13 protein-coding genes are annotated in these 13,836 nt (G+C 54.1%); 8 read left to right on the plus strand and 5 right to left on the minus strand.

Annotation, left to right across the window (positions count from 1 at the left end):
• The first annotated feature begins 21 nt into the window (after nucleotides 1-21).
• From DXT88_RS06060 to DXT88_RS06075, 4 genes are all read left to right on the plus strand, one after another.
• Complete coding sequence (locus DXT88_RS06060) at nucleotides 22-867, plus strand: fumarylacetoacetate hydrolase family protein (protein ID WP_265211988.1); 846 nt, start codon at nucleotides 22-24, stop codon at nucleotides 865-867.
• Nucleotides 868-934: 67 nt separating this feature from the next.
• Nucleotides 935-1,849: a VOC family protein gene (locus DXT88_RS06065; RefSeq protein WP_265211989.1), complete on the plus strand. Its 915-nt coding sequence runs from the start codon at nucleotides 935-937 to the stop codon at nucleotides 1,847-1,849.
• A 39-nt stretch (nucleotides 1,850-1,888) separates the two neighbouring features.
• On the plus strand, nucleotides 1,889-2,449 hold the full coding sequence (locus DXT88_RS06070) for a carboxymuconolactone decarboxylase family protein (RefSeq protein ID WP_265211990.1): 561 nt from the start codon (nucleotides 1,889-1,891) through the stop codon (nucleotides 2,447-2,449).
• A 100-nt stretch (nucleotides 2,450-2,549) separates the two neighbouring features.
• The gene (locus tag DXT88_RS06075; protein ID WP_265212185.1) at nucleotides 2,550-2,972 is read left to right on the plus strand and encodes a cupin domain-containing protein; all 423 of its coding nucleotides are present in this window, start codon (nucleotides 2,550-2,552) and stop codon (nucleotides 2,970-2,972) included.
• Between the two features lie 207 nt (nucleotides 2,973-3,179).
• On the opposite strand, the gene DXT88_RS06080 is transcribed toward DXT88_RS06075, so the two are convergent.
• Both DXT88_RS06080 and DXT88_RS06085 read right to left on the minus strand, forming a co-directional pair.
• Nucleotides 3,180-3,698: a hypothetical protein gene (locus DXT88_RS06080; RefSeq protein WP_265211991.1), complete on the minus strand. Its 519-nt coding sequence runs from the start codon at nucleotides 3,696-3,698 to the stop codon at nucleotides 3,180-3,182.
• 302 nt (nucleotides 3,699-4,000) lie between these two features.
• Complete coding sequence (locus tag DXT88_RS06085; protein WP_265211992.1) at nucleotides 4,001-4,930, minus strand: LysR substrate-binding domain-containing protein; 930 nt, start codon at nucleotides 4,928-4,930, stop codon at nucleotides 4,001-4,003.
• A gap of 159 nt (nucleotides 4,931-5,089) precedes the next feature.
• Here DXT88_RS06085 and DXT88_RS06090 point away from each other — a divergent pair, with 159 nt between their 5' ends.
• The 4 genes from DXT88_RS06090 to DXT88_RS06105 all read left to right on the plus strand — a co-directional run bounded on the left by DXT88_RS06090 (nucleotide 5,090) and on the right by DXT88_RS06105 (nucleotide 10,268).
• A complete protein-coding gene (locus DXT88_RS06090; protein WP_265211993.1) occupies nucleotides 5,090-5,896 on the plus strand; it encodes a citryl-CoA lyase in 807 nt (268 codons plus the stop codon).
• Between the two features lie 156 nt (nucleotides 5,897-6,052).
• Nucleotides 6,053-7,213, plus strand: a complete 1,161-nt coding sequence (locus DXT88_RS06095; protein ID WP_265211994.1) for a CaiB/BaiF CoA transferase family protein — start codon at nucleotides 6,053-6,055, stop codon at nucleotides 7,211-7,213.
• A 552-nt stretch (nucleotides 7,214-7,765) separates the two neighbouring features.
• Nucleotides 7,766-9,136, plus strand: a complete 1,371-nt coding sequence (locus DXT88_RS06100; protein WP_265211995.1) for an MFS transporter — start codon at nucleotides 7,766-7,768, stop codon at nucleotides 9,134-9,136.
• Between the two features lie 91 nt (nucleotides 9,137-9,227).
• Nucleotides 9,228-10,268, plus strand: a complete 1,041-nt coding sequence (locus tag DXT88_RS06105) for an alpha/beta hydrolase family protein (RefSeq protein WP_265211996.1) — start codon at nucleotides 9,228-9,230, stop codon at nucleotides 10,266-10,268.
• Nucleotides 10,269-10,356: 88 nt separating this feature from the next.
• On the opposite strand, the gene DXT88_RS06110 is transcribed toward DXT88_RS06105, so the two are convergent.
• The 3 genes from DXT88_RS06110 to leuC form a co-directional block, all read right to left on the minus strand.
• Nucleotides 10,357-11,607 carry an MFS transporter gene (locus tag DXT88_RS06110; protein WP_265211997.1) on the minus strand — a complete coding sequence of 417 codons (1,251 nt, stop codon included), beginning with the start codon at nucleotides 11,605-11,607 and terminating at the stop codon, nucleotides 10,357-10,359.
• Nucleotides 11,608-11,717: 110 nt separating this feature from the next.
• Nucleotides 11,718-12,365 (minus strand): 3-isopropylmalate dehydratase small subunit, encoded by a 648-nt coding sequence (gene leuD / locus DXT88_RS06115; RefSeq protein ID WP_265211998.1) that lies wholly within the window; start codon nucleotides 12,363-12,365, stop codon nucleotides 11,718-11,720.
• Entirely contained in the window at nucleotides 12,365-13,768 is a 1,404-nt protein-coding gene (leuC, locus tag DXT88_RS06120) for a 3-isopropylmalate dehydratase large subunit (RefSeq protein ID WP_265211999.1), read from the minus strand. Before leuC ends, leuD begins: the two co-directional genes overlap by 1 nt.
• Nucleotides 13,769-13,836 lie beyond the last annotated feature (68 nt).

Genomic DNA, 13,836 nt, shown 5'->3' on the forward strand with positions numbered 1-13,836 from the left:
TTTTTTCTTAGGAGTTTTGTAATGCGTTACGTATCGGTTTTGTATCAAGGCAAAAAGGCCCTCGGTGTTCGCGAAAGCAAGGGCATCCGCATCATCGGGGAAGAATCCCTGGAAGAGCTGCTGGCGCGCGGCGTCGGTCTCGATAACTATGGCGACACCTTCAAGGATGGCGTGGTCGTCACGGAAAAGGACGTCACTTACCTGCCGCCACTTTCCCGTCCGCCAAAAATTATCTGTGTGGGCCTGAACTATGCTGACCACACCAAGGAAAGCAACTTCGCACAGCCGGACTATCCGACACTGTTCTTCCGTGTGAACACAAGCTTGGTGGCGCATGCTGAGCCGATGATTCGTCCCGCAGTCAAGGACAGCGAAGGCCTGGACTTTGAAGGTGAGATTGCTGCGGTAATTGGAAAGGGCGGCCGTCACATTGCTCCTGCTGACGCGTTGTCGCACGTCGCCGGCTACAGTCTCTTCAACGATGGCTCCGTACGCGAATACCAGTTCAAGACCCCGCAGTGGACGGTAGGTAAGAACTTCGACGCTACTGGTGCCTTCGGCCCCGACCTCGTCACGGCCGATGAGCTGCCAGCTGGTGCCAAGGGCCTGCGCTTGGAAACCATCCTGAACGGTCAAGTGGTTCAATCGGCCAGCACGGACGAGATGGTCTTCGATGTCGCGACCGTCATCAGCATCGTCAGCCAGGCCATCACCCTGGAACCGGGCGACGTGATTGTCACCGGCACCCCCTCGGGCATCGGCTGGGCGCGTTCGCCGAAGCTACTGATGAAGGCCGGCGATGTGTGCGAGGTTCGCGTCGAGGGTATTGGCACGCTGCGCAACGTCATCGAAGACGAAGCACGTTAAAGCAGTCGTGGAGTTAAACGGGCCTCCGGTAACGCTTCGTGAGGCTCGTTGTTTAGGAGATATCGTCGTGGCAGCAATTCATTCGATTGACCATTTCGCGCTGGCTGTACCTGATTTGAACTTGGCAAGGACGTTCTTTTCTACATTCGGACTAGAAATTCAAGAGAATACGGCCGCCGAAGGCGGCCTGAATGTCCTCGCAGCCGACGGCCACCGTTGGGCGCGCGTCGTGGAGGGTGAACGGAAGCATCTGGACTACTTGAGCTTCAATGCTTATCAGGGGGACATCTTCCGGATGCACAGCCAGGTGATTGAGGCGGGCGCGACCAATGTGTCGGCCGTTTCGCAAGGTGACGAGGCCTCTTTCTGGTTCCGCGACCCGGACGGTAACCGCATTCAGGTACGAGCGGGGCCCAAGACCACATTAGATGAAAAGCCGACCAGGATGAGCGAGAGCACGCCAGCGGACAAGCGTGGGGCATGCACCCGCTCGCAGGCGGTGACTGTGCACCCCTCTAGGCTTTCGCACGTGCTGCTGTTTACACCCGATGTACTCGCATCGGTAGCGTTCTATGAGCGTGCTCTAGGGCTACGCCTTTCGGACAAGTCACGCGACATCATAGCCTTCATGCACGCTCCCCATGGTTGTGACCACCATCTGGTGGCATTTGCCAAGAGCAGCGCCCGCGGCTGGCATCACTCTTCCTGGGATGTTCCCGACGTTAATGCAGTGGGTGCCGGCGCTGCCCAGATGGCTGCGGCAGGATATACGAAGGGCTGGGGCACCGGGCGCCATGTCCTTGGCTCCAACTACTTCCACTACGTGGAAGACCCGTGGGGCTCTTTCTGCGAGTATTCGGCCGACATCGACTATGTATCGGCAGACAAGCCGTGGCTGGCCGGCGACTTCCCGCCTGAGGACTCCTTGTACCTTTGGGGGCCAAGCGTGCCGGAGAACTTTATCTTCAATACCGAAGCATGAGCCCGTAGGAAAAAAGCATCCACTTTAAGGAAGTGTAACTTGAGCACCAGACTGCCCGAATTCTCCGTCGAAAATGCATCTCCAGAGCAGAAGGACGTGTTGCAGACGATTCTCTCCGGCCCGCGCGGCAACTTGAATGGTCCATTCCTGTCATGGATTCATAGCCCTGAGCTGGCTAGCCGCGCACAGGAGCTGGGTGCCTTCTGCCGCTATGGAACGGGACTGTCCTTGCGGCTATCCGAGCTTGCCATCCTGTGCACTGCCGCCAAGTGGAAGTCGCAAGCCGAGTGGTACATCCACTATCCGATAGGCGTCGAAGCCGGTCTCAATCCCGAAGTGCTCGAAGGCATCCGACAAGACAAGGTGCCCAAATTCGAGAACAGCGACGAATCACTAATTTGGCGGTTCGTTGACGACCTGTACGAGAAGAAGCGGGTCTCCGACGAGATCTACCACGAGGCAGCCGCCGGCTTCGGCGTCAAGACGGTCGTGAATCTGGTGGGACTGCTGGGATACTACACTCTGGTGGCGATGAGCTTGAACGTATTCGACGTTAGGGCGGATGGGCAGGTCGAGCTGCCTTTCCCTGAAACCCCGTAACGGTCTGCTTCAACTTGGACGGTCCTTTTTCGAGCGGATAACTAGCCATGACCCGTTATCGCGTCAGCAGATTTCTGAACTAACGAAGGCAATAGAAATGATGAATACAATTTTGCAGACGAAATTCATGCACGTGAAGCCCGGTGACACCCAGTACGTTGAGGGTGGCCTGCGCGATTTTTTCGTTTATCGGGACCTGGGCATTGCCGAGGCCACCCACGGAAAAGTCATCGCTCAGTTGGTGCGTGCGAACGCGGCGCCTGAGGCCGGCACCGGATGGCACGTGCACGAGGCTGAATTCCACATCGTCTACATGCTGAAGGGTTGGGCCAAATTCATGTACGAGGACCAAAAGACGCTCGTCAGCGCCGGCGACTGTGTGCACCAGGCGCCTGGCATTCGGCACTTTTTGTTCGACTACTCGCCCGACATGGAATATCTGGAGGTGGTCGGCCCGGCCGATTTCACCAGTGTCGGAGTAGAGGGGCCGTGTACGGTACCGCAACCCGCACCCTGGGCATAAGTCCTGACAGTCTCATTTCCTTTGCTGCCCGCAGAGGTTGTGCCCCGAGCGCATCCCGGGGCTTTTTTGTGGAATGGGACCGTGGTGAACTCGCTGGTGTTCAGAACCGGTCGAAAGACTAGCTAACTAGAGGTTGCGGCTGACTCGCCCCCTTTTGTATTCTGTTCACTCAGGGCTTTGTTTCGGCGCACTACCGATGGTCGGTACTTATCTACACTCGCCCTTTTTCAAAAGGCGGACATCTTCAACCTTCGCGTGCACTATCTTTCCGTCAGTCTCCGTTAATCTGTCGATAGAAATGCGGCACATTTGACTATTCGCGATGTAGGTCATTTCGTATTGCTCATCCTTTTTGGGATTGAATGCAACCTCGACGTAACATTGAACTCCGGCTCCTTGATACGCGGTAAAGATTTGCATTTCTTTGCCGGCTTCAATTACTCGCTCCACGACGTTCTTGTTTCCGTCATTCGGCTGTGAGCCATACATATCTGCTCTACTGATATCCGACTTGAGAAATGAGCTGAATCCCGCTAGCACTTTGGCAGAGTCGACCTGACAGGCCGTGCTCGCATAAAGGAGCGCTGTCCCCGCACTGTGGTTCACCACCCGAATTTTTGCGGTATCCCCAGAGATTGGTGATATGTATGGATTTTTTACGGCACAGCCAGAGATGGTCGTCAGAGCTAGGAGAGTCGCGCTCGTAAAGAATATAAATTTTCTCATTTTTATTTTAATAAATTCCTTGTGGAAACTTAATTATATTCAAGTTCCGCCGATCCAAAAAAAGTATCTTTAGTAGGATGTTTTGAAACTTGATTGCTAGCCGTAACAATTAAAGTATGCTTTTGACAAACAACTTGAATAACTAAGGAAGGGGAAATTATGGCGGTCGTTTGTTCAAAAAAATAACGAAGCTTCTATTCATGACGGTCATCAGTGCGGCTGTTGTTTTGCATCGAAAATTGACCCACTCAACATCCAATCGCGGATGAAGAAAGTAGATCGAAGTAGAGGGGCCTCATCGATTACTTTTCGATCTTCCTATTTTTTCTGCGTCGAATTGGTTGTCTTCTGGAGTTTTCATTTTCCGCGACCGACCTTATCAATGATGCGAAATAGCGTGCAGCCACATTTCTCGATCCTTCTCTTTTCCAGAGCAATCCAGGGGTTCTGACGGGAGTTGGACTTTCCAGTGGGACTATCCTCAAATCGTTTCTGGTTACGGCATGTTCCGATACGATTGCTGCAATCTCTGTTGCACTGACAAGTTCGATCATCGGTGCGATCGCATTCATTTCTGCAATGACTATTGGTTCGGCATTGGCTGTGCGAAAGCATTCTTCCAGGATCGCACGCGTGACAAATGTGTGTGGAAGAAGCACCAGCTTCTGCCGATGCAGTTCAGCCATTCTTACAAACCTTCTCCTGAAAAATGGATGCCGCTCTCCGACTAGCAGTGTCATTTCTTCGTTGTAAAGAGGTTCGAATCTCAATGAACGCAAACTTGCGGGGCGATACGCAACGCCGATGTCCAATTCCCCGGTAAGAAGCCGGCTGGCAATTTCGTCGCCGGGAAGCTCCAATACTTGCACTTTCACCGAGGTATGCTTCTCAAAAAAAAGCGCCATACAGTGTGGAATCAGACGCATATTGAAAGTTTGCGTCGCGCCGATACGGATCTCGCCGCTGAGCGCATCAAATGCCGTACGGACAATACCCATACCCTCGTCGACTTCGCGCAGGGCGTTTTGCACATGTTCGAGAAAAGCCTCTCCGGTTTCCGTAATTTGGATACGTCTTCCAATTCGATGAAAGAGCTGGCATCCAACTTCGTCTTCCAACTGCTTGATCTGGTGGGATAAAGTTGATTGAGTAACGTGGACCTTTTCCGCTGCGTTGGTGAAACTCAGTTCCTCTGCCACGGCGACAAAGTATCGGAGATGGCGTAGTTCCATAATTCATTCTTCTCTCTATTTAATCTATCGATACCATCGATGGAATATTGCATGAAAACTTCATTTTCATTCATGTATCAACGAACGTAAACTCCTTTCCCAATTACAGATGAGATTCAATCTGGCAGCTAACAATTAACTAGAGAAACCACCTACCAAATGAAAATCGGTAAAGAAACGATTCCGAAAACCTCTATTTCGACATCCAACGCAGACACGATTATTGTTCGCGGTAAAAACTTATCGACAGAACTTATTGGAAAAACTTCGTTTGTAGATTATTTTCACCTCCTGGTGACAGGTAACGCACCTACACCAGCAGCAAGCGCCATTCTCAATGCGACACTTGTGGCTATTGCCGAACATGGTTTGGTCCCGAGTGTTCAAGCCAGCCGCATGACGCTTGCGGCTGCGCCCGAAGTATTCCAAGGTGCGGTGGCGGCAGGGATTCTTGGTTGCGGCTCCGTCATCTTGGGCGCTTCTGAAACTGCCGGCCGGCTTTTTTGGGAAATACGTGAGCGGGCAGGGGCGGCCAAAAATTACCATGAGGCGGCCAGAGAAGTGGCGACGGAATACAGGAATGCACGTATACCCATTCCCGGCTATGGGCATCCACTTCACAAGGAGGGCGATGCCCGAGTCAAGGCGTTGTTTGACGTTGCTGTTGTTGAAGGAATTGATTTGTCGTTCGTGCACATTGCACAGGCGCTTGAGAACGTTCTGCCGGAAGTCACAGGAAAGAAATTGTTACTCAATGTGTCCGCAGCAATTCCAGCTGTTTTACTAGGCATCGGCTTCCCCCTGCGCGCCTTGAAAGGCGTTCCCATTCTTGCCCGGACTGCGGGTCTGATTGCGCATCTTGCGGAAGAGCTTGAGCAACCTATCGGTTTTGCGCTGTCCTATCAGGCGACTCGTGAAGTCCAATATGCAGGCAGTACTCCGGAGGATTTCATCCCCTCGCATTGATATCAGGTCCTTCGATTCAACGGATCGGCCATTGTGCGAAGGGCTCGTAGTCTATTTCTTCCCACGAAGTGCTCTGCGGAGAACGCAGAAAATTCAGGGATGTAGTTATTTTATTCAGGTCATCTCACGGTCTCGTGGGAATGGCTGGAGAAGCATATGGCAAAAGTGTTAAGCGGAGTTCGTGTTCTTGAGCAGGGAACATTCATTACCGGTCCTGCGGCAGGTATGTTGCTGGGTGATCTGGGGGCAGATGTGATCAAGATCGAACAGCCGGAGACGGGGGATCCATTCAGAGCCTTCAAAGGCGGCCTATATAGTCCGCACTATCAAACGTACAACCGAAACAAGCGCAGCATTACGCTCAACACGAAGAATGCTGAGGATTTGGCTGCGTTTGACGAGCTGATCAAGGGGGCTGATGTCTATATTCAGAATTTCCGTCCTGGTGCTGCGGAAAGGCTCAATGCGGGCGAGGAGCGGCTGAGAAAGATTAATCCACGCTTGATTTATTGTTCAATCAGTGGTTTTGGACAGACAGGGCCTGCGGCAGGCCGTCCAGCCTATGACTCGGTGGCGCAGGCGGCAAGTGGCTTTCTCGGACTCTTAATCAATCCGGAAAATCCTCGCGTAGTAGGCCCGGCGATCGCTGATTCGCTCACTGGGTTCTACGCAGCCTATGGAATTCTAGGAGCATTGCACGAGAGGAATACAACGGGCGTGGGCCGTAAAGTTGAAGTCTCTATGCTCGAGGCAATGAGCCACTTCAATCTGGATGCTTTTACTCACTATTATTCTGCCGGCGAAGTGATGGGGCCGTATTCGCGTCCAAGTGTCTCGCAATCCTACGTGATGCAATGTGCTGATGGTAAATGGCTCGCACTGCATATGTCTTCTCCGGAGAAGTTTTGGCAAGGCTTGGCCGACGCCATTGAGCGGCTAGATCTGTTTCAAGACCTGCGCTTCTCGAGCCGCGAAAAACGCATTGAAAATCAAGGGGAATTGATTCTTGTTCTATCGGAGATATTCGCGACCAGAACGAGAATGGAATGGTGTCTTCGCTTAGAAAAAAATGATGTTCCGCATGCACCGATGTATGACGCAAGCGAGGCATTGGAGGATCCGCAAGCCCGCCATCTGGAACTGCTTGTCAGTACCGAACACAAGACCATGGGGACATTCAGAACCGTGCGCTCTCCGGTTACCTTTGACGATGAGCGAAGTCTCGATGTCGTGGCCCCACCTACGCTAGGAGAGCATAACGATCAGATTCTTGGTCCTATTCGAGCGCAAGTAAAAGAAAAAGAAGAAATCAGATAGCGTTCTCTCATATCAGCACAGCCTGAAACGACATGCTATCGGAACGTAACATTCAAGCCAACGCTAAGATTGGCAATGACAATAACCAAAGCCCCGAACAAATCCGCGGCTGGAGGAGGAAGATGAGTCTCACTATCCACGAAATTGACGTTGGCCCAGGCCGTGCCTGGGCACCGACGAATCCATCTCACTCGCTTTGCATCGGTCGCTACCTGGTCAACGAAGCAAGCGTCACTCAAGGATCGCCATCACGGCACCTCGGCACAAAACAGAATGTTCGCGAGCCTGATCGGTCGCATGAAATTATTGGAAAGGTGTCACATGAACCAATCCTGGAATTTCGCCCGAAATGGTCACTGTATTTTGCGTCAATTCTGATGTCGACAGTACGACCGAGCTATTCCCAATAGTTTCAAAAAACACGCTCTGTTTGTTGCGCTCAAGGTTACCCAATGAAAATAGCCGCCTCTTCACGAAACGGAAGATGTCGCGGCAGCGTTGAAGTATGCAGAGCAAATATCTCGTTTTGAAATATCACCTTAAAGGTAAATCATGGCTCTAGACATCGCTACCGGCTCAAGCGATCCGGATCGAAAAACGGCAAAAGAAGGGATCGCAGCGCACGGAGAAGTGCAGATTGAGGAGATGGACAAATTATTCAAAAAAGTCGCCTTTCGTCTTATCCCATTCCTGTTTTTTTGCTACGTATTAAATTACATCGATCGCGTAAACATCAGCTTTGCGCATCTTCAGTTTAAAGACGATCTAGGGATGAGTGACGCTGCATACGGATTCGGCGTCGGAATTTTCTATGTTGGTTACATCCTTTTTGAGGTGCCTAGTAATCTGTTGCTGAGGAAGATCGGCGCACGAAAGACGATCGCTCGCATTATGGTGTTGTGGGGAGTGACTTCGCTGTGCATGATGTTTGTTAAAACGCCGACGCATTTTTATCTGGCTCGGGTGGCATTGGGGATTGCGGAAGCTGGATTTTTCCCAGGCATCGTGTACTACCTCACCTCGTGGTTTCCTGACCGCCTGCGTGCACGGGTGATGTCGGCATTCGTATTGGGTATTGCTGTTGCAGGAATTACCGGAGGACCTATCTCCGGCTGGATCCTTACTTTTGCGGATGGTTGGTATTCGCTGCATGGATGGCAATGGCTGTTTCTTCTTGAAGGATTGCCGCCTGTGGCAATGGGGATAGTCGCTTGGCATTTTTTACCTGACTCTCCTTCCGACGCCAAATGGCTTACTGCCGAAGAACGGGCTTTGCTCGAGGCCAATTCAGGCCAGAAGATGACATCTGCGGGGAAGTCGGTAACCAGCCATTTTGGCTCTGCTCTTCGCAATCCCAAGCTATACCTCTGCGCATTCGGCTATTTCACCATCACCTGGGCCGGTAGCGTCATCAACTTTTGGGCGCCGGGAATCATTCGTCAGGCCGGAGTGCAAAGCGCCTGGCATATAGGGTTGGTCTCTGCTGTGCCTTACCTGCTTGGGGCCACCGTGATGATCTGTGCCAGCCGACATTCTGATGCGAAAAACGAACGTGTGCTGCATTTCAGTTTTCTGGCTTTGGTCTCGTCGGCAGGTGCCCTGGGGCTTGGATTTTTCCACCTGGATTTTTTCCCGGCGATGATCTGTTTAGTCATGGTGGCGATTGGCTACCTGTCCTGCACCGCTATTTTCTGGACGATCCCGGCAACGTTTCTTGCCGGTACTGCATCGGCCGGAGCAATTGCATTCATCAGCAGTGTCGGCCAAATTGGCAGCCTAACCGCCCCTATCGCCATCGGTTGGCTGACAACGCGTACTCACAAGGTCACTGCGGGGTTGTATTTGGCTAGTGCGGTATTGGCCTTGGGTGCCTTTTGTATTGCTTACTTCATGCGCAAAAAGGGTGGGCCGGCCAGAGGATAGCGGCGCCATGCGATGGCAATTCCGGCAAAGCGTTTGGATTTCTCTTGTCAGAAATCTGCATGATTGAAAATGATAAAACGAGGAGATCTTCATGTTGTGTACGACGCTTGGAAAACGAGCAGTAGTTTTATCGATCTTGGTTCTCGCAACAGCCGTATCCGTGGCGCAGAACATCAATATTCAGACACCCTTGGTGCTTCAGAAGCAAGGAAGTTTTTTTGTCGGGGGGCGGGATGTCGCCTCGGATACCTTGTCCACTTTGCCTCAGGCAGACGCCAAAGGTACGGTCAGCATCGAGCAGATGTACGTGCAGTATCAGGTGCCGGTCGCAGCAGCAAAGGATGCGGTTGTCTTTGTGCATGGATGCTGCTTGACCGGAGCCGAATGGGAAACCACGCCGGACGGACGCATTGGCTGGGCGGAATACTTCGTCAGAAAGGGCTTTCCTTCTTATGTAGTTGATCAAGCCGCTCGGGGCAGATCCGCGAGCAATGCGAGCGCAATTGGGGCCGTCAAGACGGGGAAGTTACCTCCGGATAAGCTTCCTGGCGGGTTCCAGGTCGGCAGGGAGTTCGCCTGGTTGTTGTTCCGGTTCGGGCCGCGCTATCCGGAGTCGTATCCGGGCATGCAATTCCCGCTGGAGGCGCAAGGCCAGTTCTGGAAACAAATGGTCCCGGACTGGGCGTATTCGATGGGGACGCCTAATCCGACGGTCTCTTCGCTCTCGCTTCTTTCTGCCCAATTGGCCAAAACCATCCTGGTCAGCCATTCCCAGTCCGGCATCTATCCGTTCCAGGTACTGGCGCAGGGCGGCACCGGCGTTGAGGCCGTCGTTGCGGTGGAGCCCACGGCATGTCCGGCCGCCAGCGCGGACCCGGACCCTTATCGGAAAGTGCCTGTTCTTTTGCTTTACGGAGACTTCATCGCGGATTCTCCCGGATGGTCGGCACGCTTCCAGGCGTGCAAGGCTTTCGCCGCAACGGTCAATGCGGCCGGCGGTCATGTGTCAATCATGGAAACGACAGCGCTGGGCATGCACGGCAATTCACATATGCTGATGCAGGATCGCAATAATCTGGATATTGCCGACGCTGTCATTGCGTGGATAAAGGATCAGAGCTTGTCGCGCTAAGCAAGCCGGACGTTGGGGCGGCCATCCAAAAAAAATCCCGCGAAGGAATCAATTCCAATTCGCGGGATGAGATGGAGAAAATTCTCCTTTAGTTGCTGCGTTCGACCGTCTCAGGCAAGAACCAGGGGACGATCAGGCCGATCACGTAGATCGATCCGAATGCCAGGGCCGTAGGAGCGATGCCGCCAAAGGCTTTGATCATTGCGCCGGCGGCGATGGGAAAGAGGCACGCTAGTAATCGCGCCGAGTTGAAGACAAAGCTCACCGCGGTCGATCTCACCGAGGTGTTGAACAACTCGGAGGGATAAATCGCCAGCCACGCAAATGCACAACCCAGCGTGAAGAAACCGTTGATCGGCGAAAAGATCAGGATTTCCATCGGTGTCGAGGCATAGCTGTAAATTAGAAACGTGGTTGCCAGCGATCCCGCAAAGGTGAGGAAGAGAAACCAGCGCCGGCCAATGCTGTCAGCGATGAAACCCGACGCCATGTAGGCCACGATTGCGCCGGCGGTGTAGAGCAGCGAGACATAAGAATCCCAATGGAACTGGCCTCCTTGCGCCGCACTGAGAATGCGCGTGTACTCAGTCAGCCAGCTCGACACCGCCCACCAGCCGGCAATGCTCACCACCGACAACAAGGACGTCAGCAGAATGCGGCGGACTGCTTCGCGTTCGGTGAAAACCTGCTTCAGGGTGAACGGACGCTTGCCGCCCTTTTCGGTGGATTGTTCGGTGGCGCCCCATTCCTGGCTCTTGAGCGCGGTAATCCATTCTTCCGATTCGTCGACATCCTTGCGGATATAGAGGACGAAGAACGCCGGCAGCGCGCCGACCACGAACATCACACGCCAGCTGTCGACGCCGATGGGGCCGATCAATTGCAGGACGTACCAGATGAAGGCGGCGGCGAGTGTGCCCCAGCCAAAGCCGGATTGCAGGAAGCCGGCGCCTTTTGCCTTGGCTTCTGGCGGCCACGTTTCGGCTACCAGCGCAATGCCGGTGCTCCATTCGCTTCCCATGGCCAGGCCTGTGATGAAGCGCAGGACGCACAGCGTTACGATGGTGTCGGAAAACGCGGTCAGTCCGGTAAAGAGTGCATACAGGAAGACGGACCACATCATGACGGTCTTGCGGCCGATGTAGTCAGCCAGCACGCCGCCCACCAAGCCGCCAATCCCCCATCCGAGTAGCGTGATTCCGATCACCAGGCCGGCATAGAATGGCTTGGACGCAGCCTGGCTTGTCGTCAGCAGGGAATTGAGCAACGGTGACAGGACGACAATCAGGGCCAGCGCTTCATAGCCGTCGAAGATCCAGCCGAGAAATGCTCCTTTCAATGTCTTCCAGTGTTTCGGGGTCAATCGTGCGTTCCATTTTCTGGACGCGGGTGATACGGCGTTTGTCGCTTCTAGCATTGTCTGCTCCTCATCTTATTGAACGAATATTTTTACTTTAGCCAACTCTCTTCAACGAACCGTCGCGCCTCCAGTTTCTCAAGTGCTGTCCGGTTTTCCGCCAGAATCCGTCCGATTTCATCCAGCCCTAGCAAGAGCGAAGATTTGTGCCGCGCCTCGATCTCGAAAGAACAGGCGATTTCAGCGTGCTGATTGGCGACGCGTACCTGCTGGGCTTTCAGGTCTATGGTCGTTTCCACCCGGCCATGCTGCCTGACCAGATCGAACAGCGCCGCCACGGTCTCTGCGGGAAGCGAGATTGGAAGCACGCCGTTGCGAATGCAATTTCCATAAAAGATGTCGGCAAAGCTGCTGGCGATCAGAGCGCGAATGCCATGTTGCTGAATCGCCCAGACCGCGTGCTCGCGGCTGGATCCGCATCCGAAATTTCTTCCTCCCAGTAAGATCTGTGCACCTTCGTATACCGGCATGTTCAAAGGGAAGTCGGGATAGGGCGTGCGATGGGAATTATCCTGGCCGGGAGCGCCGGCTTCCCGGTAGCGCCAACTGTCGAACAGGTAGGCGCCGTAGCCCTGGCGCGTGATCATCGCCATGTACTGTTTCGGCAGGATCGCATCGGTGTCGACATTCTCGCGCTCAATCGGCACCAGATGGGAAGTGAGTTGGACAAAGGGCGTCATCAGTATTCTCCCGGCAAGCAGAAATGTCCTGCGATGGCGCTCGCGGCGGCAAGCGCCGGACTCACCAGATGGCTGCGGCCGCCATGGCCTTGCCGTCCTTCGAAGTTGCGGTTGGAGGTCGAGGCGCAACGCTCACCATCGGAAAGACGGTCGTTGTTCATTCCCAGGCACATAGAGCAGCCGGCATCCCGCCACTCAAATCCGGCATCCATGAAAATCTTGTCCAGGCCTTCGCTTTCAGCCTGTTTTTTCACCAGACCGGAGCCGGGAACGACCAGGGCCTGACGGATGTTGGCAGCCACTTTTTTTCCTTCCACGATCCCGGCGGCGACGCGCAAATCCTCGATGCGCGAATTGGTGCAGGAGCCGATGAAGATCTTGTCCAGCAGCAGGGATCGGATCGGCGTACCGTCGGTAAGCCCCATGTACTTCAACGCGTTTTCGGCAGCCTTGCGCGCAGCCGGATCGGAGAAGCTTGCGAGCGATGGAATCGATTCATTGATGCCGACGGACATGGCCGGAGTGGTGCCCCAGGTGATTTGCGGAGTCAAGGCATCGATATTGAAGCGGAGCACTTTGTCGTAGCGTGCGCCGGGGTCGGACTGCAGGGTCTTCCAGTATGCGACGGCGGCGGCCCATTGTTCGCCGGTCGGCGCCAACGGACGTCCTTCAAGATAATTGATCGTAATGTCGTCCACCGCGATCAGTCCGGCTCTGGCGCCGGCTTCTGTTGCCATGTTGCAGAGTGTCATCCGCGCTTCCATACTCAGGCCGGAAACCACATTTCCGGCAAATTCCAGCACGTGGCCCACGGCGCAGTCCGTGCCGAATTCGCGGATGAATCCAAGCGCGACGTCTTTGGCGTAGACCCCGGGCGGAAGCGTTCCGTCGATCTCAACGCGCAAGGATTTCAGCTTGGGCACGGTGAGTGTCTGGGTTGCCAGGACCTGCTCGATATCCGAGGTGCCGACGCCAAATGCAAGCGCGGCAAAGGCCCCGTGCGTGGTGGTATGAGAGTCTCCGCATGCAATCGTGGTGCCGGGTAGCGTATCGCCCAGTTCGGGCGCGACCACGTGCAGAATTCCCTGGCGGGGATCGTTGAGCGAGAAATAGGTCAGGTCGAACTGGGTGCAGTTTTCTTCCAGGGCTTGCAACTGTTCCTGCGCCGCACGGTTATGCATGCCCTGCTGTCGGTTCAGGGTGGGAATGTTATGATCGGCCGTCGCGACGACGGAGCTCGCCCGCCATAGTTTCCTGCCGGCAGCACGAATGCCGTCGAATGCCTGCGGACTGGTGACTTCATTGACCAGATGTTTGTCGATATAGAGCAGCACAGACGACTTGTAGTCTGCGACGACGTGGCGCTCCCAAAGCTTCTCGAAAAGTGTTTTGCTGTCCGGCATGCCTGCAGTCTCCTGTTTTGACCGTGCAGGCTAACAGGACGGGTATGATCCAGCCGTGATCATTTGCT

The sequence above is a fragment of the Herbaspirillum lusitanum genome (assembly GCF_026127345.1).
In the GTDB taxonomy this organism is placed as follows: Bacteria; Pseudomonadota; Gammaproteobacteria; order Burkholderiales; family Burkholderiaceae_D; genus Herbaspirillum; species Herbaspirillum lusitanum.

What these genes read in the sequence shown, in the direction of transcription:
- DXT88_RS06060 (WP_265211988.1), top strand. Translation starts at nt 22, where the DNA reads ATGCGTTACGTATCGGTTTTGTATCAAGGCAAAAAGGCCCTCGGTGTT.
- DXT88_RS06075 (WP_265212185.1), top strand. Translation starts at nt 2,550, where the DNA reads ATGAATACAATTTTGCAGACGAAATTCATGCACGTGAAGCCCGGTGAC.
- DXT88_RS06080 (WP_265211991.1), bottom strand. Translation starts at nt 3,698, where the DNA reads ATGAGAAAATTTATATTCTTTACGAGCGCGACTCTCCTAGCTCTGACG.
- DXT88_RS06085 (WP_265211992.1), bottom strand. Translation starts at nt 4,930, where the DNA reads ATGGAACTACGCCATCTCCGATACTTTGTCGCCGTGGCAGAGGAACTG.
- DXT88_RS06090 (WP_265211993.1), top strand. Translation starts at nt 5,090, where the DNA reads ATGAAAATCGGTAAAGAAACGATTCCGAAAACCTCTATTTCGACATCC.
- DXT88_RS06095 (WP_265211994.1), top strand. Translation starts at nt 6,053, where the DNA reads ATGGCAAAAGTGTTAAGCGGAGTTCGTGTTCTTGAGCAGGGAACATTC.
- DXT88_RS06100 (WP_265211995.1), top strand. Translation starts at nt 7,766, where the DNA reads ATGGCTCTAGACATCGCTACCGGCTCAAGCGATCCGGATCGAAAAACG.
- DXT88_RS06105 (WP_265211996.1), top strand. Translation starts at nt 9,228, where the DNA reads ATGTTGTGTACGACGCTTGGAAAACGAGCAGTAGTTTTATCGATCTTG.
- leuD (WP_265211998.1), bottom strand. Translation starts at nt 12,365, where the DNA reads ATGACGCCCTTTGTCCAACTCACTTCCCATCTGGTGCCGATTGAGCGC.
- leuC (WP_265211999.1), bottom strand. Translation starts at nt 13,768, where the DNA reads ATGCCGGACAGCAAAACACTTTTCGAGAAGCTTTGGGAGCGCCACGTC.